The sequence below is a fragment of the Halovulum marinum genome, from assembly GCF_009697225.1.
Taxonomy (GTDB): Bacteria; Pseudomonadota; Alphaproteobacteria; order Rhodobacterales; family Rhodobacteraceae; genus Halovulum; species Halovulum marinum.
On sequence record NZ_WIND01000016.1, the window covers coordinates 70,852 to 93,762 of the forward strand.

Genomic DNA, 22,911 nt, shown 5'->3' on the forward strand with positions numbered 1-22,911 from the left:
GATGACGTGCTCTACCAGCTGAGCTACACCGCCACTAGTGCGCCGCGGCTCGGCCCGGGCCGGCGCGGGCTGGTCCCGCGGTGGCGACGCCCCGCGCTTCTAGCCGTTGATCGCCGCGCTCGCAAACGCCTTTCGCCGGCACCGGACGCGCCGCCGGATCGGCCGCCAAATCGGACTTCGGGTCGCACCTACCGGTCGCGCCAGCCCTGATCCTCGCCGGGGGCGTAGTCGGGGCGCGGCGGCACCGGTTCGGCGTTTTCGCCTGCGCGCTCGAAGCGCGGCGGGCCGCCGGGCTCGCCGGGTTTCGCGCCGCCGGGCGTCGTGGCCCCGGACGCCGCGGCGGACGGTTGGCCATCGACGGTAGCGGGTTCCGGCTCGGCCGCGGTCTCCGGTTCATGTGGGGTCTCGTCCGCGTCGACCTCGGCCCGCGCGACGACCGGCTCCGGCGCGGCCTTCGGCGACGCGGTCCGCGCCGCGGCGGCGGCGGGACCCGCATCGGTTCCGCCGCGCGCGGGCTCGGGCTCGGGTTCCGGTTCCGGTTCGGGGCGCCGGTCCTCCAGCGCGCCGACGATCAGCGGCAGCATGGCGGCGGCAGTGCTGCCGGCATCCTCGCTCTGCGGCGGCACCTGCCAGCTGAGGGTATCGAAGCTCTGGCAGTTCTCGCAGATCGGCGCCCACTGGCCATGCACCGTGTTGCACACGTCGCACACCCAGGCTTCGCCGCGCGGCGCGTCCAGCGCCTTGGCCAGCCAGCCGCGCACCACCGTGTCGGGGGCGCCCTCGCCCCGCTCGATCGCAGCCATCAGCGCCAGACTGCGGGCGGTCGGGCGGCGTTCGGCCAGATCGCCCAGCGCACGGCGCGCGCCGGGGAAGTCCTCGTCGGCCAGCGCCAGTTCGGCGGCGACCATCCGCGTCTCGGGGTGGTCGGGCTGGATCTTCAGCAGCGCCTCGAACCGGTTGCGCCGCTCGGCCGGAGTCTCGTCGGGGACGATCGCCGCGAAGGCGGCGGCCAGATCCGGGTGCGGCGCCTCGGTCCACGCCTTCTTGACGATCCGCGCCGCCTGCCGGCGATCGCCGGCCTGGGCGTGCAGCTCGGCCGCCAGCGCCGCGGCGGGGCCGAAGCTGGGCGACAGCCGGTTCGCGGCATAGGCGGCCTCGCGCGCCTTGGCCTGCTCGTTGTCGGCCAGCGCGGCGCGGGCATCGGCCAGCGACAGCACCGCCTCGCGGCGCTTGCCGACGTCGCGCGGCAACGTCGAGGCGCGCACCTTGGCAGCCAGGGTCCTGCGCGCGCCGCTCCAGTCCCGCGCCTGCGCCTGCAGACCGAACAACGTCTGCAGCGTGCCCTCGTGCCGCGGCTGCAGCGCGAAAGCCTTCTCGGCCAGCTTCAGCGCCGTGTCGGTGTCGCCCTCGATCAGCTTCTGCCGCAGCAGCCCCTGGACGCCGACGAACTTGGTCTGCTCGTCGGTCAGCATGTCCTTGTAATAGGCCATTGCGCGCTCGGTGTTGCCGTTTATCTCGGCCGCCTGCGCGTTGAGCAGCCGCGTCAGCTGCGGCCGGTTCAGCAGCCGCTCGGCCTGCTGCGCCTTGGCCTGCGCGCGCCGGCCCTCGCCGGCGGCCAGCGCGATCAGCGCCTGCGACAACGCGTCGAAGCCGCGCCGCTCGCGGTTGCGGTCGAAATAGCGGGTGATCGCGGTCTGGTCGCCGATCAGGAACCGCAGGATCGCGATCAGCAGGCCGAGGATCTTCAGCACCACCCAGGCCGCCAGCAGCAGCAGCAGCAGGGCGATGACGAACCCCAGCGGCGACAGGGTGTACTCGCGCCCGACGAAGGCGATGCGAACCTCGCCCGGCGCCTCCATCAACAGGCCCGCGCCCCAGGCCAGCGCCGCCGCGGCGGCGATGAACAGAAGGATCTTCAGGAGTGACCAGAGCATCGGGCGTGGGTCCTTTCAGGTCAGTTCTGCGCCGACAGTGCGGCGTTCAGCTCGGAATAGCCGCTGCGGGCGGCGACCCGTGCCTCGGCCCGCGCGATCCAGTCGTCCATCGCCGCGCGCGCCGCGGGCGGCAGCGCCGCCAGCTCGTCGATCGCGCGGGACAGGTTGTCCTGGCGCAGGGCATCCTCGGCGCGGCTCAGCACCGCGTCGACGCTCTCGCCCTCTTTCGGGGTCAGCGACCGGCTGGCGATCTGCGCCTCGAGGAAGGCGGCGACCCGGCCGCCGACACCGCTTTCGCTGCGGCCCTCGCGGATCGCGGTGCGGATCGCCTGATGCGCCGCTTCCGAGAAATTGGCGCGCAGCACGCCCAGCGTCGCGACCCCGGTCTCCGCCGACGCGGCGAGGCCCGACGGGATCTCGCGCTCGATGTTCGCCCGCACCTGCTCCAGCGCCGGCTGGTACGGCTCGCCCGAGGCCAGCGCCGCCTCGATCGTCGACAGCGCGGCGCGGGCGGTGGACAGCGACTTCACCGCCTCGGCCTCGGTTCGGGCGGCCGAGACCTCGGCCTCGGCCTCCTGCAGGCGGCGGGTCACGGCGACCTCGACATCGTCGATGCGTTGCGCCAGCGCGCCCTGCTGATCCGCCAGCGTGGCGACCTCGGCGCGCAGCCCCTCGACCACCGCCTGGAACCGGTTCAACTCGGCCAGCTGCTGGTCGTTCAATCCCTCGGTCTGCAGCGCGCTCAGCCCGGCCAGTTCCGCCGACAGGCCCTCCAGACGGGTTTCGGCCTGCGCCAGCCGGCCCTCGACGCTGGCGCTGTCGACGGCCTCCAGCCGGTCGCCCATCTCGGTCATCTGCGCCGCAAGCGCGTCCAGCCGCCCGGCCAGCCGCTCTTCGGTTTCGGCGGCGGCGCCCGCGGCCAGGGCTTCGGCCTGCTCGGCGCGGATGCCGGGCACGATGCCGGCGATGCGGTCGTCGATCTTCGCCTCCAGCGCGGCGATGCGTTTCTGGCTCAGCGATTCGCCGGGCAGCAGCCGCACCTTCAGCGGGTCCAGCGCGGCCGGCAGGTACGGCGCGACCCGCGGCGCCGCCCACAGCGCCAGACCGCCGCCCACCAGCAGCAGGATCAGCCCGGTCAGCACCTTGGCCGCGAACGAGCGGGAGTGCTCCTCCTCGTCCTCGGGCAGGTCGTGGTCGTAGTCGCCGGCGGCCGGCGTCGCCGGATTCGGCTCCGGCGCGGCGCCGTCGCGGATCAGCGGCGCGGTGGCCAGCGCCGCGGCGACATCGCTCCGCGGTGCCTCGTCGGCGGGCGCGGCCGCGTCCGGCGCATGTTCCGAGGGCGCATCGTCTTCCGAAGGCGCATCCGAAGGCGCATCCGAAGGCGCATCGTCGGCGAGCTCGTCCTCCGTGGCGCCTTCACCGGGCACGGTGGCAGCCGCATCGGCGCCCGCCGGTTCCGCGGCCTCGCCAGTCGCGGGGTCGGCGTCGGTGCCCGGTGCCTCCGGTTCGGCTCCGGCGTCTTCGGTCCGGTCGATCTCCGCCGCGGAACCGGGGTCCTCGGTCTTCTTGTCCGGGGTATCGTCGGAATTCGGTGGGTTCGCCATGTACGCGCCGCCTTCGCAATTGGTGCAGGTCGCCCGGCGGTGAACCGGATTCCCCTCGTCGTCATTTCTAGTGGCTGATCAACAGGCTCACAACCCAATCGGCCCGGCGGAGGCGATTCAGCGTGCCGCGGTTTCCGCCAGCAGCCGCAGCATGGCCTCGGCCGTGGGCGCGGCCGCCACCGCGATCTCGCCCCCGCCCAGGGGCCGCGCCGCGCGGGCCACCTCCGGGCTGAGGCAGAACCGCCGCACCGCCGTGTCCATTGGCCGCCGGTTCAGAGCCTCCTCCAGCAGGCGCGCGCTTCGGGGCGAGAACAGCGTCACGCCGCCGAAACCGCCTCCGGTCAAACCGTCCGCCACGGCGCCCGGCAACGGCACCGCGGTCTGATCGTAGATCACCACCTCGCGGGCCGGGTGGCCGGCGGCGCGCAGCGCACCCGCCACGTCCGCCGCCGCATGGGCGCCGCGCAAATGCAGGTAGCGCCCGGCGCCCGGCCGTCGAGCCGTCAGCGTGGCGATCAGCCCCGGCGCATCCGGGCCCGCGACCTCGGCCGCCAGCCCGGCGGCGCGGGCGGCGCGCGCCGTGGCCGCGCCGACGCAGATCGCCGGCCGGTCGCGCCGTCCGCCCGCCGCGATCCAGGCGGCGACGCCGTTGGCCGAGGTGAAGACCAGCGTGTCGGCGTCGTCCGCATCTGCCTCGACCTTGCGGAAGCGGATCTCGATCAGCGGCGCGACCACGCAGCGCCAGCGCCCGGGCAATGCGGCCGCGACCCGCGCGGCAAAGGCGTTCGCCTGCGCCGCGGGGCGCGGGATCAGAAGTCCCGGCTTGTCACCGTGCGACGGGGCATCATGTTGCGCGTCCATGCCGCCGGTGGTACCCGGCGCGCGACCTCTTGGCAAACCACTGCCCCGGCAGGAGCCCGGCCCGATGACCATGCCCGACCTGTGCCTCGGCATCGAGAGCAGCTGCGACGATACCGCGGCCGCCGTCGTCGCCTCCGACCGGCGAATCCTGTCCTCGGTGATCTACGACCAGGCGCTGCTGCACGCGGCCTATGGCGGCGTGGTTCCCGAGATCGCCGCCCGCGCCCATGCCGAGCGCGTCGATCTGTGCGTCGCCGAGGCGCTGCGCCAGGCGGGCGTAGGGCTGGCCGGGCTCGACCTGATCGCGGTGACCGCGGGGCCGGGGCTGATCGGCGGCGTGCTGGCGGGGGTGATGTGCGCCAAGGGCCTGTCGGCCGCCACCGGGGTGCCGCTGCTGGGGGTGAACCACCTTGCCGGGCACGCGCTGACCCCGCGGCTGACCGACGGCATCGACTATCCCTACCTGCTGCTGCTGGTCTCGGGCGGGCACTGCCAGTTCCTGGCGGTGCGCGGGCCGCAGGACTTCCGCCGGCTGGGCGGCACCATCGACGATGCACCGGGCGAGGCGTTCGACAAGACCGCGCGGCTGCTGGGGCTGGGCTATCCCGGCGGCCCCGAGGTCGAGCGCGCCGCCGCCGGCGGCGATCCGGCGCGCTTCGCCTTCCCGCGGCCGCTGCTGGACCGGCCGGGCTGCGACCTGTCGTTCTCGGGGCTCAAGACCGCCGTGCGCCGCGCCGTCGACAAGCTGGTCGCGGCGCAGGGCGGGGTGACGCGGCAGGACCGCGCCGATCTCTGCGCCGGCTTCCAGGCCGCGACGGCGGACGTGCTGGCCGAGAAGACCCGCCGCGCGCTGGCCGCGTTCGGTACCGCCGCGCCGGTGCTGGCGGTGGCCGGCGGCGTCGCCGCCAACCGGACCATCGCCGGCGCATTGCGCGCCGTGGCCGCTGCGGCGGGGGCGCGCTTCGTGACCCCGCCGCTGGCGCTGTGTACCGACAACGCTGCGATGATCGCCTGGGCCGGGATCGAGCAGGCGGCGGCCGGCGAAACCTCGGACATGGGCCTGGCCGCCCGCCCGCGCTGGCCGCTCGATGCGGGTGCCGCGCCGCAGCTCGGCTCGGGGCGGAAGGGCGCCAAGGCTTGATCTCGCCGCGCCGGTCGGCAATGTGCATCCCGAATGCAATCTGGAGGACGCGCACATGCGCTACTGGCTGTTCAAATCCGAACCCGGCACCTGGGGCTGGGACGACCAGGTCGCCAGGGGCGATGCCGGCGAGGAATGGGACGGCGTGCGCAACTATCAGGCGCGCAACAACATGCGCGAGATGAAGCTGGGCGACCGCGGCTTCTTCTACCACTCGCTGAAGGAGAAGCGCATCGTCGGGGTGGTCGAGGTGATCGCCGAGGCGCATCCCGACAGCAGCACCGAGGATCCGCGCTGGGAATGCGTGGACATCCGGGCCGTCGGCCCGATGCCGACGCCGGTCACGCTGGACGACTGCAAGGCCGAACCGGCGCTGGCCGACATGGTGCTGGTCAACAACACCCGGCTGTCGGTGCAGCCGGTCACCGAGGCCGAGTGGAACACCGTCTGCGCCATGGGCGGCTGGCAGGGCGACTGACGCCGGCGGTCGCGCCGCCTACACGGCCGCAGCGGCGCCGGTCGTTGACCCGGTGCCGGAGCGCGGCATACTGGCGCGGCGCACCGCACTGGAGGGTTCGATGGGTATCGTCGCCGTTCTGCTCGCCGCCGTGGCCAGCTACGCCTGGGGATCGGTCTGGTACATGAGCATGGCAAAGCCGTGGATGGCCGCCAACGGCCTGACCGCCGAAAGCATCGATCGCAAGAACCCCGCGCCCTACATCATCAGCTTCGCCGCCACCGTGCTGGTGGCGGGAATGATGCGCCACATCCTGGTGATGGCCGGCATCGACAGTGTCGGCGCCGCGCTGGTCACCGGACTGGGCCTGGGCGCGTTCATCGCCGCGCCGTGGATCGTCACCAACTATGCCTTCGCCGGACGGCCGCGGGCGCTGATGGCGATCGACGCCACTTACGCGGTGGTGGGTTGCGCCATCATCGGGCTGGTGCTGGGCCTGTTCTGACCGGCGCCGCGAGCGGATGGCCTTGGCCGGGCAGGGGGCCTAGCGGCAGCTGTTGTAACGCCCCTGCGCCAGGTGGAAGTGATCCTGGTGCAGGCTGTTGAAGTCCGGCCCCAGCACGGTGCGGAACCAGGTGCAGCCGTCGTCGCGCAGCTGCCGCCAGAAGGCGCGGATCTTGCCGTCGGGGTTGCGCCAGCCGTCGGCCAGGGCCAGGCGGCGGCCCGAATCCAGCGTGACCGAGCCGATGTCGATGGCGCTGGCGGTGGCGTGCGCGCTCATCGCCTCGCCCTCGCCGTTCTCGGTGCGGATCGGGCGGCAGGCAAAGCTGTCGAGATGGCCGATCTCGGCCACGCCCTGGCCGAGATGCGCGCGGGCGGCGGGCTGCACTGCGTGTCGCTCCCACAGGTACAGTCGCAGTGCGACCGGACAGCTGGTCGAGACCGGCGCCAGCAGCGCCCGCGACAGCTTGCGCACCCGGGTGTGCCCGGCGATGGAGCATTCGGCGCTGACCCGGCGGTCGGGCAGCCGGGTCAGGCCCGGGGTGGCGATGCGGTCGAGGGCGGCCCGGCAGGCCTCGGGCGAGGCGGTGGCGCGATCCAGCTTGAAGGCGGTCAGCGGGCCCGCCGGCGCCGCCGGATCGAGCGGCGCCAGCGGGTTCAGCCGTTCCGGAATGCCGGGCCCCAGCGCGGCCCCGACGACCACGACGAAGGCCAGCAGCAGCACATACCCCGCCAGCGACGCCAGTGCCCCCAGCAGGCCCGGCAGGGTCAGCGGCGGGCGCGGCGCGGGACCGGGCGGCGGCGGATCGCGGCGTCTGAGGAAATGGGGAAACACGTCGGTCCTTGAAGTCGCGGCCTCGAAATCGCGGGTCTGCAATCGTGGCCCTGCAAACGCGGCCTTGCAATGGCGTCCGGCGCACGGCTCTCCGCGCGCCGGCCCGACCGACTATACGCCGGCGCCTGCCGATGGCCAGCGCCGTGCGGCCGCGGCGCCACGGCAAAAGCGGCCCGGAAGGCCGGGCCGCTTTTGGGGCGCACCGGGGCGCCCGCCGTCGGGACCTCTCAGCGATTCACGACCGCCTCGATGCGGCGCTTCTTGTCGTTGTCGCTTTCGTCGCCCTCGACGATGCCGCGGATGATCGCCAGCTGCGACAGCGTCAGCGCCATCGGGTCGACGTCCTGGACGTTCAGCCGCTGCAGCTCGTTGTCGACCGCGAGTTCCAGCATCGACAGCCCCTCGCCCATGCCCTGGGCCGAGGCGGTGAACGCGGTCGCCGAGGCGAGCAGGACGGCGGCGGTAATGACGGTTTTCATGGCGTGTTTCCCTTTGACTGTTTGGTCCAGACCGGACTGCCCGGCCTGCGACAACCGGTTTGAGCGATCCGGGGGCGCCTTTCAAAACACGTAAGGCTCGCGCGGTCTCACGCGGAATTGCGGTTGACAGCAACGCCGGATCGCGCCCGTCGCGGGATTGTTTCAGCCCCGGCGCGGCCGCCGGCGCGGAGGCGGCAAGACCGGCCGCGCGCTGAAACAAACCGGGGTTCCGGGTCGCGGCGGCTGGGGCGCGCGTGAACTCGTCGTGAGCGGGTTTGTTGCGCGACCTCACGCGGGTCGTGAACGGCGGTGGCCGGTCATGCACCACACGTTCGTGTTGGCCCGGCGTGAGCCGCCGCCGCGCCGCGCCGAAGCGGGGCCGGGCCCGCGTCGGGGCGACGGCGCGCGCGGAAACGGGCCGGGGGCGAATCGCCCCCGGCCCGCCGGGTCCCGCGGCGGTCCGGCTCAGCCGGTCCGGGGCGCGAAGATCAGGGAGGTGCCGTTGACGCAGTGCACCAGCTGCCCCTCGACCACCAGCAGGTGGCCCAGATGGCTGCCGCAACGGCGGCAATGGACCTCGACGACGGCGGTGCCCTCTTCGCGGCGCAGGCCGTAGGGGTTGCCGGGGTCGATGTCCGTCATCACCGCTGTCGGCAGACTGTGGGCGAAGAACACCCAGCCCTTGTCCAGCGCCACTCGCCAGTCCGAGGAGTAGAGCTGCAGATCGCAGCCCTTGCAGCTGAAGTCGCCCTGCCGGTAGTCGTTCCACAGCGGCGAGCTGCGGGCCCATTCGGTGCCGCTCTGGCGCAGGATGGCGAATTCGTAGTCGCTGAGCAGCGCGCGCCATTCCTCCTCGGTCCGCGTCACCTCGTACTCGTAGTCGAAGTCGCGGGCGGGCCGGGCATGCGCGCGGCCGACCAGTGCCGCCGGAAGCGCGGTGGCGGCCAGCAGCATGCGGGTCAGGAAACCGCGTCGGCCTGGTCTGTATTCCATCGCGCGCTCCTCCTACGCCGCACCGGTGAAGCCGAGCGAGGTGCCGTTGATGCAATGCACCAGATTGCCGTCGAGGTACACGATGTGCCCCAGATGGCTGCCGCAGCGGCGGCAATGAACCTCGATCAGCGTGCGCTTCGGGTCCAGATCGGCGTCCCCGCCCATCTGCGGGGCGTCGCCGCGGTACGGGTTGCCGCGGTCGAGGCCGGTCAGCACCGCGTCGGTGTCGGCATGGTAGAAGAACACCCACCCGTGCGAGAGCGGCGCCCGCCAGTCCGAGCTGTAGAGCGGCAGCTCGCAGCCGCGGCAGTGGTAGGATCCGGCGCTGTAGTCGCTCCACTTCGGGTCGCTTTTCGGCAACTCGGTGCCGCCTGCGCGCAGGATGCCGTACTCGCGTTCGCTCAGCCGGGCACGCCACTCCTCCTCGGTCCGGACGACCTCGTAGTCGAATTTCGTGGTGCCGTATTTCGGTATCGACTGGGCGCGACCCGTGAGCGGCAGCGCGGCGGCGGCCCCGGCGAGGGCCGTGCCTTGCAGCATCGCTCGGCGCGTGGGTCCGTTTCTCTTGGGCATCGCAGCCTCCTTTCGGGCAATCGGGACTGCCCCAAGGATACAGGCTCGGCCGGTAAACCCCGCTACAAGGCTGCGTGACGTGCCGGCCATTTTTTCGCGGGATCCGATGGTGGATGGGGTCAGGGCGCGAACGGCCCGCCGGATAGGAGTTGGCGGTGCGAAGCTTGCCGGCAGGACATCGGCAGCGTCGCCCGGTCGCGCCCGTTCCCGGGCGCGCGCTCGGCGCAGACGCCGTCAGGCCGCGGACGCGGCGATGCCGGTGCATTCGATCCGGCACAGAACCTGTCGCGGGGCGGGACCAGTGGCACCCGCCCCGGCAGGTTCACGCGCCGGCGTCAGCTGGCGCTTGCCGGCAGGCCCGCGGGCGCGGCCGGCGGAAACTCGGTCCAGTCCTGGCCGGCGGCGACGATGCAACTGGTGCCCTTGGCGTCGGTCATCAGGATGGTCCAGCTTCCACTTTCGCCGGTCCACACCTCGATCAGCACCGTCGGGCCGGTCAGCCCGCCGGAACTGAGCCGCTCGCCGTGGCGTGCGGTCAGGGTCTCGACCAGCGTGTCGCGCGGGGCGCACGCGGTCTGTGCCGGTGCCGCGGTTGACGCAAGGAAGGCGACAGCCGCGGCGGTCATGATGGTCTTGAACATGATCCGCTCCTGTCTTGTCGGCATAGCCGCCGGGGCGTTCGCCCCCCCTCCTTGGCGGGTCAACCGGTGTTGCGGTCCCGATTGTTGCGGGTCACCGCGGTTCATACTCCAGATATGGTGTGGAAATCTTTCCGATCAAATAACCTCCGGTCACGACGGCGCCAACGCGCCAATCGTGGCGCTTGGACCTGCGGCGGGCCTGTGCTAGCACCCGCGCCGGACCGGAACGGGGGGCGCATGACGGCACGGGCCTGGCAACGCATGCTTTCGGGGCGGAGGCTGGATCTGCTGGATCCCTCGCCGCTCGACGTCGAGATCGAGGACATCGCCCACGGGCTGTCCTTCGTGGCGCGCTGGAACGGCCAGACGCGGGGCGACTTCCCCTATTCGGTGGCAGAGCATTCGCTGCTGGTCGAGCGGCTGCTGGCGCTGGTGGCGCCGAAGACGCCGCCGCGCTGGCGGCTGGCGGCGCTGCTGCACGACGCGCCGGAATACGTGATCGGCGACATGATCTCGCCGGTGAAATCCGCCGTCGGCCCGGCCTACAAGGCGATGGACGAGCGGCTGACCCGGGCGGTGCACATGCGCTTCGGACTGCCGCCGGTGCTGCCGGTCAGCGTCAAGCGGCTGATCAAGCGCGCCGACCGGATCAGCGCCTGGCTCGAGGCCACCCAGATCGCCGGCTTCACCGAGGCCGAGGCGAACCGGCATTTCTCGCGCCCGCCGGCGTCGCCGGACCTGGAGGCGTTCCGCCTGTCGCCGCGCCCGCCGATGGAGGTGAAGCGCGATTTCCTGGCACGCCACGCCGACCTCAGCGCGCTGGTCGAGGCCTAGCTTCCGCCGCGGCGGCGGCCTATATGGGATCGGAAACACGCGTCAGCGAAAGGACAGGCCGATGCTGGAATTCGGACAGAGCATGCAGGAGCCGGCCGGGGATGACCTGATCCGGGACAGCTCCGAGGCGACCTTCATGGCCGACGTGGTCGACGCCTCGATGGAGGTGCCGGTCATCGTCGATTTCTGGGCGCCGTGGTGCGGGCCCTGCAAGACCCTGACGCCGACGCTGGAACAGGCGGTCCGCGACGCGCGTGGCAAGGTCCGGCTGGTCAAGGTCAACGTGGACGAGAACCAGATGATCGCCAGCCAGATGCGGGTGCAGTCGATCCCGGCGGTGTTCGGCTTCGTCGGCGGCCGCCCTGTCGACGGCTTCATGGGCGCGCAGAGCGCCGGCGAGATCAAGCGCTTCATCGACGCGCTGATCGCGCAAAGCCCGGCCGGCGACGGCGGTCTGGCCGAGGCGCTGGAGGCCGCCGAGCAGATGCTCGAGGAAGGCGCCGTCGCCGACGCCGCGCAGACCTTCGCCGCGATCCTCGGCGAGGAGCCCGGCAACATGACCGCGCTGGCGGGGCTGGCCCGCGCCCACATCGCGCTGGGCGAGACCGACCGCGCCCAGGCGCTGATCGACGGCGCGCCGGACGAGGGACGCAACGATCCGGCGATCGCCGCGGTGCGCGCGCAGCTCGAACTGGCGTCGGACACGCAGGACGCCGGCGAAGTGGCCGAGGCGCAGGCCCGCGTCGATGCCAGCCCCGACGACTTGCAGGCGCGCTTCGACCTGGCATTGGCGCAGGTGTCGGCGGGGCAGTCGGCCGAGGCGATCGACACGCTGCTGGATCTGTTCGGCCGCGACCGCGAATGGAACGAGGGTGCCGCGAAGGAGCAGCTGTTCAAGCTGTTCGATGCGCTGGGCCCGAAGGACCCGGCCGCGCAGAGGGGTCGGCGGCGCTTGTCATCCATGATATTCGCCTAGGTTGTTCCCCATAGCTCAGGGGGGAGCGACCGCCGCATGACGAAGATCTTCACGCCAGCCGACCTGCCGCAGACGATACCGGTGTTTCCCCTGCCGGGCGCGCTGCTGCTGCCGCGGGCCCGGCTGCCGCTGAACATCTTCGAGCCGCGCTACCTGGCGATGCTGGACGATACCCTGCGCACCGACCACCGGCTGATCGGCATGGTGCAGCCGGTGATCGTGCCCGAGGGCCGCGACGACAGCGCCGACCGGCTGCACCGGATCGGCTGCGCCGGCCGCGTCACCGGCCTGCACGAGACCGAGGACGGCCGCTACATGATCACCCTGACCGGCGTGTCGCGCTTCCGCATCAGCGAAGCCAAGGACGGCTTCACCCCCTACATGCGCGCCGACGTCGACTGGTCCAGCTTCGAGCGCGACCTCGGCCGGCGCGAGACCGACGAGGATTTCGACCGCGCGCAGTTCCTGAAGGTGCTGCACCGCTACTTCGAGATCGCGCAGCTGGCCTCGGACTGGGACAGCCTGAAGGAGGCCGAGGAGGAGCTGCTGGTGAACTCGCTGGCGATGCTCTGCCCGTTCGACCCCGAGGAAAAGCAGGCGCTGCTCGAGGCGCCGACGCTGCAGACCCGGCGCGAGACGCTGGTGACGCTGATGGAATTCGCCCTGCGCGGCGGCAGCGACGAAGGCAGTCTGCAATGACCACCGCCGCCGAAACGCCGGCCCGCCGCGAGCAACTCGACCGCAAGGTGCTGGAGGCGCTGGTCTGTCCCGTGACCCGCGGCGTGCTGATCTACGACGCCGAGCGCCAGGAGCTGGTCTCGCGCGGGGCCGGACTCGCGTTCCCGATCCGCAACGGCATCCCGGTGATGCTGATCGACGAGGCGCGGCGGCTGGAGGACTGACGGCGCCCGGCCCTGTCCCTGCGGGTGGCGGCCCGGTGCTTGCCGGTGCGGCGAAAGCCGCTCAAATGGGCGCCGCTCGGGGATCACCTGGCGACTTCCATCCACTTCACCGTCACCTGCGACCGGCCGCAGGACGGCGCGCCGGGGTCCGGTTGCTGGCCGAGACCGCGGCGGCGGCGGTGTTCGCGCCTCCCGCCCGCGTGCGCTCGCGAGATGACCCGCGCCCACGCCAGGTCCGCCAGCCGCCGCCCCGCGGTGATCGCCCCGGAAAGCCGCTATTTCCAGGCGGTGTGCCCGTTCGACATGGACAGCGGTGCGGTGAACTACGTCAACCAGGCCTTCAGCCTGTTCCGCGCGGCCGAGGAGCGACGTCCGCCGGTGCTGGTGACGCCGAGGAAACCGGGCTGAGCCGGCGCCGGATCGCCAGCATCGCGCCGCCGGCCAGCAGGCCCCAGAACGCGCCGGACACGCCCAGGAACGCCGCCCCCGAGGCGGTCAGCAGGAAGGTGACGGCGCTGGCCTCGCGGTCCTCGGCGTCGCGGAACGCGGCCAGCGCCGCGGCCGAGAATGCGCCGAACAGCGCCACCCCGCCCACCGCCTGGATCAGGATCTGCGGCGCCAGCCCGACGAAGGCGGTCGCCGCCCCGGCCAGCAGCCCGAGCGCGACGTAGCACAGACCGGCGACGATCGCCGCCCAGTAGCGGCGTGCCGGATCCGGGTGCGCCTCGGCGCCCACGCACAGCGCGGCGGTGATCGCGGCATAGTTCGCCGCATGACCGCCGAACGGCGCGGCCAGCACGCTGGCGAAGCCGCTGGCGGCGATGTCCGGCCCGGCCGCGCGGTCATAGCCATGCGCCCGCAGCACCGCCGCGCCGGGCAGGTTCTGCCCGGCCATGGTCACGATGTAGAGCGGCAGCGCCAGCCCGACGAACGCGCCCGCGGTGAACACCGGCGCGACCAGCACCGGTCCGGTCAGCAGCGGCAGGCCGCGCAGCGCCGCGGCGTCGGGCCGTACCCCCAGAAGGATCACCGCGACGAATGCCGCCAGCGCCGCCGGCACCGCCAGCAGCGGGTGCAGCCGCCGGCCCAGGATCCAGCCGGCGAGGATCGGCAGGCCCCAGGCCGGGTTGAACTCGATGGCGCGGAAGGGCGCCAGGCACAGGCCCAGCAGCACACCGGCCAGCATCGCGTTGGCCAGCGGCGCGGGGATGCGCCCGACCAGCCCGGCCAGCGGTTTCCACAGCCCGGTCAGCACCAGCAGCGCGCTGCACATCACGAACGCGCCGACCGCCTCGGCAAAGCCGCCGGGCAGTGCGCCGGTCGTGACCAGCAGCGCCGCGCCCGGGGTCGACCAGGCGAAGGCGATCGGGATGCGGGTGCGCGCCGACATCGCGATCGCCGCCACGCCCTTGGCCACGGCGATCGCCATCAGCCCCGACGCGGCCTGCGCCGCCGTCGCGCCCACCGCGTCGAGACCCTGCAGCACCACCGCAAACGACGAAGCGAAGCCGACGAAGGCGGCGATCACGCCCATGAAGGCGGCCGAGGCGGAAAAGTCCCTGAACATGGCGCGCACCATGGTCTGCCCGCGCGGCCCGCACCAGTCGAAAGTCAGCGCGCTTCGGCGGCGCGGGTGATCACCCCGTCGGCCCAGCGATGCGCGGCGGCGCCGAAGCAGTCGTGGATCGAATCGATCGCGATCACGCTGCCCAGCGCCATCCGCCCGAGCAGGCTTAGCCCGGGCAGCACCGCGCCGTCCGAACCCACCAGCCCGCCGTCGGCGCGGATCCGGGCGCCCATGCCCTCGACGGCGGGGCAGGCCCGGCCTGCCGCGCGCAGCGCCGACAGGATCGGGTCCGCGGCACCCTCGAGCGACGGCGAAGGCAGCACCGCGTCGACCATCACCGGGGCACGCATGCGCGCGTCGCCCTCGGCCAGCTGCCAGCCGTCGGCCACCAGCCGGATGTCCGGATCCTCGACCGCGCGCAGATCGACGATCCCGGCCTCGATCAGCGCCAGCAGCTCGCGCGCCGAGGCGACGGGCGGGCCGTACGAATACCGCTTCAGCCCCTCGTCGAAGCCGATCACCGCCGCGGCGGTCGCGGGGGCGATCCGCGCCGGGTTGAAGCCCTGCCGCAGCGGGGTCTGCCACTTCCGCCAGAGCTGGCCGACGGCATAGCCGGCGTCCGGCGGGGCCTTCCCCGCGGCGATGGCGATGTTTGCCGCCAGCGCCTGCACGGCGGGGCGATCCTCCTGCGCGCCGGGCGTGTCCCGCTCGACCGCCAGCCAGCGCGCCAGCGCGCCGCGGTCCGCCGCCGCGCCGCCCGCCGCAAGGATGCGCAGCACCGGCGGCAGCAGCGCGGCGCAGATTTCGTCCAGCGCGGCGTCCGCCGGCCCGCGCAGCGCCTCGGCCAGCGCGGCGGCGAAGGCGCGCGTCTCGTCCGCGGTCGGATCGTAGGTCGCGTCCAGCGCCGCGCCCGCCGGCTTCGGCGCCGGCGGCTGGCCGTCCAGCGAGAACGGCAGGATCCGCGCCGGCTCCCGCCCCGAGGGGCAGTAGCGCCCGGCCGCGAACCGCCCGCCCTGGCCCAGGGTCAGCACGCGCAGCACGTCCAGCGTCGCCAGCCCCAGGCCGCGCACAGCGACCGTGCCGCCGGCCCACGCCGCGGCGGCCGCCGACAGCGCGGCGCCGGGATAGGCCGGGCACAGCGTGCCGTTGCCGCGCCCGGCATGCTCCCGCCAGCGCGCCAGCTGCGCGTCGGCGGCGGTGTCCGGCTGGCCGAGGGTCAGCAGCACCTCGTGGAACGGACCGGCACGCCCGGACCCGGTCGACAGCGTCCAGTTCCCGCCGTCCGGCGCCAGCGCGAGCGCGGTATCGTCGAGCAAGGTGATCCGCAGGCCCTGCGGCGGGTGACGGCGCAGATCCTCGTACCGCGCCACCAGATAGCGGCCAAGTTCGGCCCGCGTCGGATACCGGTCCGCGTCAGGGCCCGCGCGCTGCGGCCAGCGGTCGAACGGCGGGACGCTGGCGCCGGGATAGGCGGCGGGCGGCAGGTCGATGGCGTGCACCGGAACGTTCAGCAGGTTCAACCGGCTGCTGTCGGGGCGGAAGTTCGGCCCCGCGCCCGGCCAGCGGCCCGGGTCGATCGCGGTCAGATCGACGCGTGTTCCGGTTTCTGCCGCGCGCGCGGCCAGCGCCTCGGCCGCGCCCAGCCCGCGCGGCCCGAGACCGACGATGGCGACCCTGCGCGCCGGTTCCGCATCTGGCATCCGCCGCGCCCCTCCCCGGCCCGCGCCGCTAGAGCGCCCGGCCCTGCAGCAGCACCGGCAGATCGCCGGCGGTGCCCATCGCCTCGCGCATCAGCCGGCGGCGCAGGGCAGGGGCGGCCTCGATCGCGCCCAGCGCCAGCGTGCGCCCCAGCCGCAGCAGCGGGTTGGCGTTCGAGAACACCCGGTTGATCGCGTCGGTGGCGGTGGCCAGCGCGGCGATGTCGAACTGCCGCCAGCGGCGATAGCGTTCCAGCACGTCGGCCGCGCCGATGTCCTCGCCGCGCCGGTGCGCCTCGGCCAGCACCTGCGCCAGCGTGGCGACGTCGCGCAACCCCAGGTTCAGCCCCTGGCCCGCCAGCGGGTGGATGCCGTGCGCCGCGTCGCCCGCCAGCGCCAGCCGCGGCGCGGTGATCCGCGTCGCCAGCGACAGGCCCAGCGGATAGGCGTAGCGCTTGCCCGCCAGCCGGATCTGCCCCAGGAAATCGCCGAAGCACGGCCGCAGTGCCGCAAGATAGCCGTCATCGTCCATCGCCTGCACCGCCGCGGCGCGGGTGGTGTCCTCGGTCCAGACGATCGAGACCCGGTTGCCGGTCAGCGGCAGGATCGCCAGCGGCCCATCGGGAAAGAACATCTGCTGCGCGATGCCCTCGTGCGGCCGCTCGACCTCAAGCGCGGCGACCAGGCTGGTCTGCCGGTAGGCCCATTCGGTGCGGCCGATCCCGGCACGCCGCGCCACCTGGCTGCCGCGCCCGTCGGCGCCGACCAGCAGCCGCGCGCACCGTGTCGTGCCGTCCGCCAGCGTCACCTCGACGCCGCCCGGCACCTCGGCCTGGCCGATGACCCGGGCGCCGGTCTCGACGGTCACCAGCGGGCTTTCGGCCATCGCCGCCAGCAGGGCGCGGCGCAGGAACCGGTCCTCGACGATGTGGCCCAGCGGCCCCTCGCCCAGCTCGTCCGCGTCGAAATGCGCGAACAGCGGCGCCGCGCCCCGGCCGGCGACCCCGTCGCTGACCTTGACCTGCAGGATCGGCTGCGCCGCGCCTTCGATCCCGGCCCACAGCCCCAGCGCCCGGAGCATCCGGCGCGAGGCGGCGGCGACCGCATAGGCGCGTCCGTCGAACTCGGGATCGGCCAGCGCCGCGGCCGGCGCCGCGTCCAGCACCCGCACGCGCAGCCCCGCCGAGGCCGCCGCCAGCGCCAGCGCCGGGCCGACCAGCCCGCCGCCCACGATCAACATGTCAATCCGCTCGTCCATCGCCGGGCAGTATGGGCCGGGTTTCGCGATTGTCCACGGGCGGCGGTGCCGCTACCGTCGCGGCGAAACGACCCGGAGGATCCGATGACCGCGCCCGATCTGACCGCCCCCGCCGCCGACATGGGCCGCGCCATCGCCGCCGGCCGGCTGGACCCGGTCGAGCTGGCCGAGGCGATGCTGACCGCAAGCGCCGAGCACCCCGACATCTACGCCCGCACCACGCCGGCGCGCGCCCGCGCCGAAGCCGAGGCAGCGGCGCTGCGCGCCCGCGCCGGCACCCGCCGCGGCCCGCTCGACGGCGTGCCGATCAGCTGGAAGGACCTGTTCGACACCGCCGGCACCGCGACCGAGGGCGGCAGCGCCATCCTGCGCGGCCGCGTCCCCGACCGCGACGCCAGGGTGCTGGAGAACGCCACCGCCCAGGGGCTGGTCTGCCTGGGCAAGACGCACATGACCGAACTGGCGTTCTCGGGGCTGGGGGTGAACCCGGTGACGGCGACGCCGCCGAACCGGCACGATCCTTCGCTGGCGCCCGGCGGCTCGTCCTCGGGCGCGGCGGCCTCGGTCGGCTACGGGCTGGCGGCGGCGGGGATCGGCTCGGACACCGGCGGCTCGGTGCGCGCGCCGTCGGCGTGGAACGACCTGGTGGGCTTCAAGACCTCGGTCGGCAGCCTGCCGATGCGCGGCGTGATCCCGCTGTGCGCGCGCTTCGACACCATCGGCCCGCTGGCCCGCACGGTCGAGGACGCGGCGCTGCTTTACGCGGCGATGGGCAACAACCGCGCGCCGGACCTGGGCGGCGCGGACCCGGCGGGCGCGCGCTTCCTGGTGCTGGACAATCCCGCCGTCGCGCCGCTGGACGACGCGCCGCAGGCGGCGTTCGAGGGCGCGCTGTCGCGGCTGTCCGCCGCCGGCGCCACCATCGGGCACGCCACCCTTGCCGAGCTGGAGCAGGCGATGACGCTGACCTCGCTGTTTCCGGCCGAGGCCTGGGGCACCTGGGGCGACGCGATCCGGGACCGCGGCGCCTCGATGCACCCGCCGATCCGCGCCCGCTTCGAGGCCGGGCAGACGATCGGCGCGGCGCGGTTCGTCGCCGACTGGCAGACGCTGGACCGGCTGCGCGCCGGTTTCGCCGAAGCCACCGCCGGCTACGACGCCGTGCTGCTGCCGACGGTGGCGATCCTGCCGCCGCGCACCGCCGACCTGCTGGCCGACGACGAGGAATTCACCGCCCGCAACCTCGAAACCCTGCGCAACACCCGGGTCGGCAACCTGATGAACTTGACCGGCCTGACCCTGCCCACCGGCACGCGCCATTGCGGGCTGATGCTGCTCTGCCCGCCCGGGCACGAGGCGCGCGCGCTGCGTCTCGGCGCTGCTGTGGAAAAGTCACTCTGACCTCGCGCGCGGCCGGCGGGGCTGGACGCGATGTGACGCGCCCGTTAGGTTCCGGGGCGCGAAAAGGGGCAACAGACCCCGAGCAAGAGGCATGAGCAGCATGGACATCCCCCGCCGTTTCGCGGACCTGCCGGAGTACGCGTTTCCGCGCCTGCGCGCGCTGCTGGGCGACCGCGCACCCGGCGGCCCCGAGATCGCCATGTCGATCGGCGAGCCGCGCCATGCCTTCCCCGATTTCGTGCCCGAGATCATCGCCCGCCACGCCGACGAGTTCTCGCGCTACCCGCCGAACGACGGCACGCCGGGACTGCGCGCGGCGATCAGCGACTGGCTGGCGGGCCGCTACGGCATTCCCGCGCCGGACCCGGACAGCCGGGTGCTGCCGCTGAACGGCACCCGCGAGGGGCTGTTCAACGCCGCGCTGGCGCTGTGCCCCGAGCAGAAGAACGGGCAGCGCCCGATCGTTCTGCTGCCGAACCCGTTCTATCAGTGCTACGCCGTCGCCGCGCTGGCCGCGGGGGCCGAGCCGGTCTATGTCTCGGCGACCGAGGCGACCGGCTTCCTGCCCGATTTCGCCGGACTGCCGGCGCAGGTGCTGGACCGTACCGCCATCGTCTACATGTGCTCGCCGTCGAACCCGCAGGGCGCCGTCGCGCCCGAGGCCTACTGGCAAGACCTGCTGGCGCTGGCCGAGCGGCACGATTTCCGCGTCTTCGCCGACGAGTGCTATTCCGAGATCTACCGCGATGCGCCGCCGCCGGGCGTGCTGCAGGCCACGCACGCGACCGGTGCCGACCCCGAGCGCGTGGTCGCGTTCCACTCGCTGTCCAAGCGCTCGAACCTGCCCGGGCTGCGCTCGGGCTTCGCGCTGGCCGGGCCGACGGCGGCCTCGGCGCTGAAGCAGCTGCGCAACTATGCCGGCGCGCCGCTGCCGCTGCCGCTGCAGCACGCGGCCGAGGCGGTGTGGCGCGACGAGGATCACGTGATCGCCAACCGCGCGGCCTATGTGCGGAAATTTGACCTGGCCGATCAAATTCTGGGCAATATTCCCGGCTACAGAAGTCCCGAGGCGGGGTTTTTCCTGTGGCTCGACGTCGGCGACGGCGAGGCCGCGGCGCTACGTCTGTGGACGCAGGCGGGAGTTCGGGCACTGCCCGGCGCCTACCTGTCGCGCGATCCCGGCGACGGGTCGCCGAACCCGGGCACGAGATATCTGCGCGTGGCGCTGGTCGCCGCCGAGGACGAGGTTGAACGAGGACTTAAGGGGGTGCGCGCGGTTCTGGCGGATCGCACCCCGGCAGGAGGAACGGCGTGAGCATGGCACAGGCGAAGGCTGGCAGCCGGCGGCGGCGCAAGACCCGCACGCGGCTGCTCGAGGAACAGACGGAACAGGCGCTCCGGCAACGGGGCGTGGAACTGATCGGACTGGGCCTGATCCTGCTGGCGTGCCTGGTGTTCGCGCTGCTGTGGACCTACGATCCGGACGATCCGTCGCTGTTCTCGGCCACCGACGCGGTGCCGAACAACGCGCTCGGCCTGCTGGGCGCGCTGCTGGCCGATCCGCTGCACCGGGCGCTGGGCTGGGCCGGCTACGGCCTGCCGCTGACGCTGTGCGTCTGGGGCATGCGGCTGGTGATGCACCGCGGCGAATCGCGGATCCTCAGCCGGATCATCGTCGCGCCCCTGGCGATCGCGGTGGCGGCGATCTTCGCCGCCGCGCATGTGCCGTTCGCGGGCTGGCCGCACGTCTACGGGCTGGGCGGCATGTTCGGCGACAGCCTGTTCGTGGCGATCCTGTCGCTGGTGCCGCTTCCGACGCAGCAGTCGCTGCTGGTGGCGACGCCGGCGCTGGCGCTGGGTGCGGGCGTGCTGGCCGCGATCGGCCTGGGGGTGAACGGCCCCGAGGCGCGCGGCATCGGCCGCTTCCTGCTGCGCGGCCTTCTGACCAGCTACGACGCCGCCGCGCGGCTGCTGGGCCTTGTCCTGCGCGGGGCCGGCGGCGCCGCGCGCCGGGCGGCCGGGCGCCGGCGCGCCGCCGTCGCAGCCGCGCCGCGCACGCGCCGCGAACCCGCCACCGTTGCCGCCTCGCCGCAGCCCGCCGCCGATCCCGCGCCCGCACCGACCCAGGACGAGGACCGGGTGATGGCCCGCATCGCCGCCGCCGTGCGCCGCCGCGCCGAGGCGACGCCGATGGCGGTGGATGTGCCGGGCCCCGACGGCGACGACGATGGCGACGTGATCGACGCCGCGTCGGACAATGCCTACGCCGCGCCGCCGCCGCCCGCGCCGCGGGCGCTGGACCGCCGCAACGGCGCCGCCGAACCGCCGCTCAGCCGTGCCGACGCGCCGCCGGCGCCGCGGGTGCAGCAGCCCGAGCGCAAGCCGGCGGCCAAGTCCGCCCGCGCCCGCAGCGAGGAACAGCCCAGCCTGGCGTTCGGCGACGCCGACGGCGGCAGCTACGAGACCCCGCCGCTGTCGCTGCTGGAGAACCCCTCCAGCATCGTCCGCCAGCAGCTGTCCAACGACGCACTGGAGCAGAACGCGCGGATGCTGGAGACCGTGCTCGACGACTACGGCGTGCGCGGCGAGATCGTCTCGGTCCGTCCCGGCCCGGTGGTGACGATGTACGAGCTGGAACCGGCGGCGGGTCTGAAGGCCAGCCGGGTGATCGGCCTTGCCGACGACATCGCCCGCTCGATGTCGGCGCTGGCGGCGCGCGTGTCGACCATCCCCGGCCGCACGGTGATCGGCATCGAGCTGCCCAACGACTACCGCGAGAAGGTGCTGCTGCGCGAGCTGCTGGCGCACCGCACCTATGGCGACGGCCACCACAAGCTGCCGCTGGCGCTGGGCAAGGACATCGGCGGCGAGCCGGTGATCGCCAATCTGGCCAAGATGCCGCACCTGCTGATCGCCGGGACCACCGGCTCGGGCAAGTCGGTGTCGATCAACACCATGATCCTGTCGCTGCTCTACAAGCTGACGCCCGAGCAGTGCCGGCTGATCATGATCGACCCGAAGATGCTGGAGCTGTCGGTCTACGACGGCATCCCGCACCTGCTGTCGCCGGTGGTGACCGACCCGAAGAAGGCCGTCGTGGCCCTGAAATGGGTCGTCGCCGAGATGGAAGAGCGCTACCGCAAGATGTCGAAGATGGGCGTGCGCAACATCGACGGTTACAACGGCCGGGTGCAGGACGCGCTCGACAAGGGCGAGGGCTTCACCCGAACGGTGCAGACCGGGTTCGACGACGACACCGGCGAGCCGGTGTTCGAGACCGAGGAATACGCCCCCGAGAAGATGCCCTATATCGTCGTCATCGTCGATGAGATGGCCGACCTGATGATGGTCGCCGGCAAGGAAATCGAGGCCTGCATCCAGCGCCTCGCGCAGATGGCGCGCGCGAGCGGCATCCACCTGATCATGGCCACGCAGCGGCCCTCGGTCGACGTGATCACCGGCACGATCAAGGCCAACTTCCCGACGCGGATCAGCTTCCAGGTCACGTCCAAGATCGACAGCCGCACGATCCTGGGCGAACAGGGCGCCGAGCAGCTGCTGGGCATGGGCGACATGCTGTACATGGCCGGCGGCGGGCGCGTGACCCGCGTCCACGCCCCGTTCGTCAGCGACGAGGAGGTCGAGGAGATCGTCCGGCACCTGAAAGCGCAGGGCGAGCCGGAGTATGTCTCGGGCGTGCAGGACGGCCCCGAGGCGGACCAGGAAAGCGAGATCGACCTGGTGCTGGGCCTGGGCGGCAACACCACCGGCGAGGACGTGCTCTACGACCAGGCGGTGGCGATCGTGGCGCGCGACCGCAAGTGCTCGACCTCGTATATCCAGCGCAAGCTGGGCATCGGCTACAACAAGGCCGCGCGCCTGGTCGAGCAAATGGAGGACGAGGGCGTCGTCAGCCAGGCCAACCACGTCGGCAAGCGCGAGGTGCTGGTCCCCGAGGCGTGACCGGTCTGGCCCCGCGCTACAACCGTACCCGGTACGCCAACCGGGGATCCGGCCCGTGCCGGATCCCGCGTCGCCTGTGCTCCCGCGACGGTGTAGACCCGGACCGGATTCATTGCGGTGTTCGGCAGGCGATGACGTCCGCCGTCCGGGTAAAATACTCCGGATCGTGATCTTCACGCCCGCGCGAGCCACAGCCCGCTCCGGTTTCCATCCTGTAATACCAACATGCATTGATTAGAACTCATGGGCCCAATCTCGCAGGCCGATGGTCATGATTTTCCAGGGCCGCTTGAT

General features: G+C 73.0%; 22 protein-coding genes. 11 read left to right on the forward strand and 11 right to left on the reverse strand.

Features of this window, described 5'->3' with window-relative positions; genetic code table 11:
* Positions 1-188: 188 nt before the first annotated feature.
* The 3 genes from GE300_RS16585 to GE300_RS16595 all read right to left on the reverse strand — a co-directional run bounded on the left by GE300_RS16585 (position 189) and on the right by GE300_RS16595 (position 4,399).
* Positions 189-1,934 (reverse strand): heme biosynthesis protein HemY, encoded by a 1,746-nt coding sequence (locus GE300_RS16585; protein WP_154448078.1) that lies wholly within the window; start codon positions 1,932-1,934, stop codon positions 189-191.
* Positions 1,935-1,954: 20 nt separating this feature from the next.
* Positions 1,955-3,538 carry a COG4223 family protein gene (locus GE300_RS16590; RefSeq protein ID WP_154448080.1) on the reverse strand — a complete coding sequence of 528 codons (1,584 nt, stop codon included), beginning with the start codon at positions 3,536-3,538 and terminating at the stop codon, positions 1,955-1,957.
* 117 nt (positions 3,539-3,655) lie between these two features.
* Entirely contained in the window at positions 3,656-4,399 is a 744-nt protein-coding gene (locus tag GE300_RS16595) for a uroporphyrinogen-III synthase (RefSeq protein ID WP_233417114.1), read from the reverse strand.
* A 64-nt stretch (positions 4,400-4,463) separates the two neighbouring features.
* Here GE300_RS16595 and tsaD point away from each other — a divergent pair, with 64 nt between their 5' ends.
* From tsaD to GE300_RS16610, 3 genes are all read left to right on the forward strand, one after another.
* Positions 4,464-5,540, forward strand: coding sequence for a tRNA (adenosine(37)-N6)-threonylcarbamoyltransferase complex transferase subunit TsaD (gene tsaD / locus GE300_RS16600; RefSeq protein WP_154448084.1), 1,077 nt, complete (start codon positions 4,464-4,466; stop codon positions 5,538-5,540).
* A gap of 55 nt (positions 5,541-5,595) precedes the next feature.
* Positions 5,596-6,018, forward strand: a complete 423-nt coding sequence (locus tag GE300_RS16605) for an EVE domain-containing protein (RefSeq protein ID WP_154448086.1) — start codon at positions 5,596-5,598, stop codon at positions 6,016-6,018.
* Between the two features lie 100 nt (positions 6,019-6,118).
* Positions 6,119-6,502 carry a DUF1761 domain-containing protein gene (locus tag GE300_RS16610; protein ID WP_154448088.1) on the forward strand — a complete coding sequence of 128 codons (384 nt, stop codon included), beginning with the start codon at positions 6,119-6,121 and terminating at the stop codon, positions 6,500-6,502.
* Between the two features lie 39 nt (positions 6,503-6,541).
* Here GE300_RS16610 and GE300_RS16615 read toward each other — a convergent pair whose 3' ends face one another.
* From GE300_RS16615 to GE300_RS16635, 5 genes are all read right to left on the reverse strand, one after another.
* The gene (locus tag GE300_RS16615; protein WP_154448090.1) at positions 6,542-7,375 is read right to left on the reverse strand and encodes an extensin-like domain-containing protein; all 834 of its coding nucleotides are present in this window, start codon (positions 7,373-7,375) and stop codon (positions 6,542-6,544) included.
* Positions 7,376-7,560: 185 nt separating this feature from the next.
* The gene (locus tag GE300_RS16620; RefSeq protein WP_154448092.1) at positions 7,561-7,812 is read right to left on the reverse strand and encodes a hypothetical protein; all 252 of its coding nucleotides are present in this window, start codon (positions 7,810-7,812) and stop codon (positions 7,561-7,563) included.
* A 465-nt stretch (positions 7,813-8,277) separates the two neighbouring features.
* Positions 8,278-8,805 carry a peptide-methionine (R)-S-oxide reductase gene (locus tag GE300_RS16625; protein WP_154448094.1) on the reverse strand — a complete coding sequence of 176 codons (528 nt, stop codon included), beginning with the start codon at positions 8,803-8,805 and terminating at the stop codon, positions 8,278-8,280.
* A gap of 12 nt (positions 8,806-8,817) precedes the next feature.
* On the reverse strand, positions 8,818-9,378 hold the full coding sequence (locus tag GE300_RS16630; protein WP_233417115.1) for a peptide-methionine (R)-S-oxide reductase: 561 nt from the start codon (positions 9,376-9,378) through the stop codon (positions 8,818-8,820).
* Positions 9,379-9,713: 335 nt separating this feature from the next.
* Positions 9,714-10,019 (reverse strand): hypothetical protein, encoded by a 306-nt coding sequence (locus GE300_RS16635; RefSeq protein WP_154448098.1) that lies wholly within the window; start codon positions 10,017-10,019, stop codon positions 9,714-9,716.
* 237 nt (positions 10,020-10,256) lie between these two features.
* Here GE300_RS16635 and GE300_RS16640 point away from each other — a divergent pair, with 237 nt between their 5' ends.
* The 5 genes from GE300_RS16640 (at position 10,257) to GE300_RS16660 (ending at position 13,139) form a co-directional block, all read left to right on the forward strand.
* Complete coding sequence (locus tag GE300_RS16640) at positions 10,257-10,853, forward strand: HD domain-containing protein (RefSeq protein WP_154448100.1); 597 nt, start codon at positions 10,257-10,259, stop codon at positions 10,851-10,853.
* A gap of 61 nt (positions 10,854-10,914) precedes the next feature.
* Entirely contained in the window at positions 10,915-11,829 is a 915-nt protein-coding gene (locus tag GE300_RS16645) for a thioredoxin family protein (protein WP_154448102.1), read from the forward strand.
* 45 nt (positions 11,830-11,874) lie between these two features.
* The gene (locus GE300_RS16650) at positions 11,875-12,528 is read left to right on the forward strand and encodes an LON peptidase substrate-binding domain-containing protein (protein WP_325063287.1); all 654 of its coding nucleotides are present in this window, start codon (positions 11,875-11,877) and stop codon (positions 12,526-12,528) included.
* Positions 12,525-12,731, forward strand: a complete 207-nt coding sequence (locus GE300_RS16655; RefSeq protein ID WP_154448106.1) for a Trm112 family protein — start codon at positions 12,525-12,527, stop codon at positions 12,729-12,731. Before GE300_RS16650 ends, GE300_RS16655 begins: the two co-directional genes overlap by 4 nt.
* A gap of 213 nt (positions 12,732-12,944) precedes the next feature.
* Complete coding sequence (locus tag GE300_RS16660) at positions 12,945-13,139, forward strand: hypothetical protein (protein WP_154448108.1); 195 nt, start codon at positions 12,945-12,947, stop codon at positions 13,137-13,139.
* On the opposite strand, the gene GE300_RS16665 is transcribed toward GE300_RS16660, so the two are convergent.
* From GE300_RS16665 to GE300_RS16675, 3 genes are read right to left on the reverse strand one after another with little or no spacing between them, the layout of a single operon-like run.
* Positions 13,072-14,298, reverse strand: coding sequence for a benzoate/H(+) symporter BenE family transporter (locus GE300_RS16665; RefSeq protein ID WP_154448110.1), 1,227 nt, complete (start codon positions 14,296-14,298; stop codon positions 13,072-13,074). The two genes, GE300_RS16660 and GE300_RS16665, sit on opposite strands and share 68 nt — an antisense overlap.
* A gap of 44 nt (positions 14,299-14,342) precedes the next feature.
* The gene (locus GE300_RS16670) at positions 14,343-15,998 is read right to left on the reverse strand and encodes an FAD/NAD(P)-binding protein (protein WP_154448112.1); all 1,656 of its coding nucleotides are present in this window, start codon (positions 15,996-15,998) and stop codon (positions 14,343-14,345) included.
* Between the two features lie 28 nt (positions 15,999-16,026).
* Entirely contained in the window at positions 16,027-17,235 is a 1,209-nt protein-coding gene (locus GE300_RS16675; protein WP_407647730.1) for a UbiH/UbiF/VisC/COQ6 family ubiquinone biosynthesis hydroxylase, read from the reverse strand.
* Positions 17,236-17,337: 102 nt separating this feature from the next.
* Between GE300_RS16675 and GE300_RS16680 the strand changes: the two genes are divergently transcribed.
* The 3 genes from GE300_RS16680 (at position 17,338) to GE300_RS16690 (ending at position 22,617) form a co-directional block, all read left to right on the forward strand.
* Positions 17,338-18,654 carry an amidase gene (locus tag GE300_RS16680; RefSeq protein WP_154448116.1) on the forward strand — a complete coding sequence of 439 codons (1,317 nt, stop codon included), beginning with the start codon at positions 17,338-17,340 and terminating at the stop codon, positions 18,652-18,654.
* Positions 18,655-18,754: 100 nt separating this feature from the next.
* Positions 18,755-19,969: an aminotransferase class I/II-fold pyridoxal phosphate-dependent enzyme gene (locus GE300_RS16685; protein ID WP_154448137.1), complete on the forward strand. Its 1,215-nt coding sequence runs from the start codon at positions 18,755-18,757 to the stop codon at positions 19,967-19,969.
* Positions 19,970-19,971: 2 nt separating this feature from the next.
* On the forward strand, positions 19,972-22,617 hold the full coding sequence (locus GE300_RS16690) for an FtsK/SpoIIIE family DNA translocase (RefSeq protein ID WP_154448140.1): 2,646 nt from the start codon (positions 19,972-19,974) through the stop codon (positions 22,615-22,617).
* Positions 22,618-22,911 lie beyond the last annotated feature (294 nt).

Excerpts from the sequence above, each read along its gene's own strand:
- GE300_RS16585 (WP_154448078.1), bottom strand. The coding sequence starts at position 1,934 with ATGCTCTGGTCACTCCTGAAGATCCTTCTGTTCATCGCCGCCGCGGCG.
- GE300_RS16590 (WP_154448080.1), bottom strand. The coding sequence starts at position 3,538 with ATGGCGAACCCACCGAATTCCGACGATACCCCGGACAAGAAGACCGAG.
- GE300_RS16595 (WP_233417114.1), bottom strand. The coding sequence starts at position 4,399 with ATGGACGCGCAACATGATGCCCCGTCGCACGGTGACAAGCCGGGACTT.
- tsaD (WP_154448084.1), top strand. The coding sequence starts at position 4,464 with ATGACCATGCCCGACCTGTGCCTCGGCATCGAGAGCAGCTGCGACGAT.
- GE300_RS16605 (WP_154448086.1), top strand. The coding sequence starts at position 5,596 with ATGCGCTACTGGCTGTTCAAATCCGAACCCGGCACCTGGGGCTGGGAC.
- GE300_RS16610 (WP_154448088.1), top strand. The coding sequence starts at position 6,119 with ATGGGTATCGTCGCCGTTCTGCTCGCCGCCGTGGCCAGCTACGCCTGG.
- GE300_RS16620 (WP_154448092.1), bottom strand. The coding sequence starts at position 7,812 with ATGAAAACCGTCATTACCGCCGCCGTCCTGCTCGCCTCGGCGACCGCG.
- GE300_RS16625 (WP_154448094.1), bottom strand. The coding sequence starts at position 8,805 with ATGGAATACAGACCAGGCCGACGCGGTTTCCTGACCCGCATGCTGCTG.
- GE300_RS16630 (WP_233417115.1), bottom strand. The coding sequence starts at position 9,378 with ATGCCCAAGAGAAACGGACCCACGCGCCGAGCGATGCTGCAAGGCACG.
- GE300_RS16635 (WP_154448098.1), bottom strand. The coding sequence starts at position 10,019 with ATGTTCAAGACCATCATGACCGCCGCGGCTGTCGCCTTCCTTGCGTCA.
- GE300_RS16640 (WP_154448100.1), top strand. The coding sequence starts at position 10,257 with ATGACGGCACGGGCCTGGCAACGCATGCTTTCGGGGCGGAGGCTGGAT.
- GE300_RS16645 (WP_154448102.1), top strand. The coding sequence starts at position 10,915 with ATGCTGGAATTCGGACAGAGCATGCAGGAGCCGGCCGGGGATGACCTG.
- GE300_RS16655 (WP_154448106.1), top strand. The coding sequence starts at position 12,525 with ATGACCACCGCCGCCGAAACGCCGGCCCGCCGCGAGCAACTCGACCGC.
- GE300_RS16660 (WP_154448108.1), top strand. The coding sequence starts at position 12,945 with ATGACCCGCGCCCACGCCAGGTCCGCCAGCCGCCGCCCCGCGGTGATC.
- GE300_RS16665 (WP_154448110.1), bottom strand. The coding sequence starts at position 14,298 with ATGTTCAGGGACTTTTCCGCCTCGGCCGCCTTCATGGGCGTGATCGCC.
- GE300_RS16670 (WP_154448112.1), bottom strand. The coding sequence starts at position 15,998 with ATGCCAGATGCGGAACCGGCGCGCAGGGTCGCCATCGTCGGTCTCGGG.
- GE300_RS16675 (WP_407647730.1), bottom strand. The coding sequence starts at position 17,235 with ATGTTGATCGTGGGCGGCGGGCTGGTCGGCCCGGCGCTGGCGCTGGCG.
- GE300_RS16680 (WP_154448116.1), top strand. The coding sequence starts at position 17,338 with ATGACCGCGCCCGATCTGACCGCCCCCGCCGCCGACATGGGCCGCGCC.
- GE300_RS16685 (WP_154448137.1), top strand. The coding sequence starts at position 18,755 with ATGGACATCCCCCGCCGTTTCGCGGACCTGCCGGAGTACGCGTTTCCG.
- GE300_RS16690 (WP_154448140.1), top strand. The coding sequence starts at position 19,972 with ATGGCACAGGCGAAGGCTGGCAGCCGGCGGCGGCGCAAGACCCGCACG.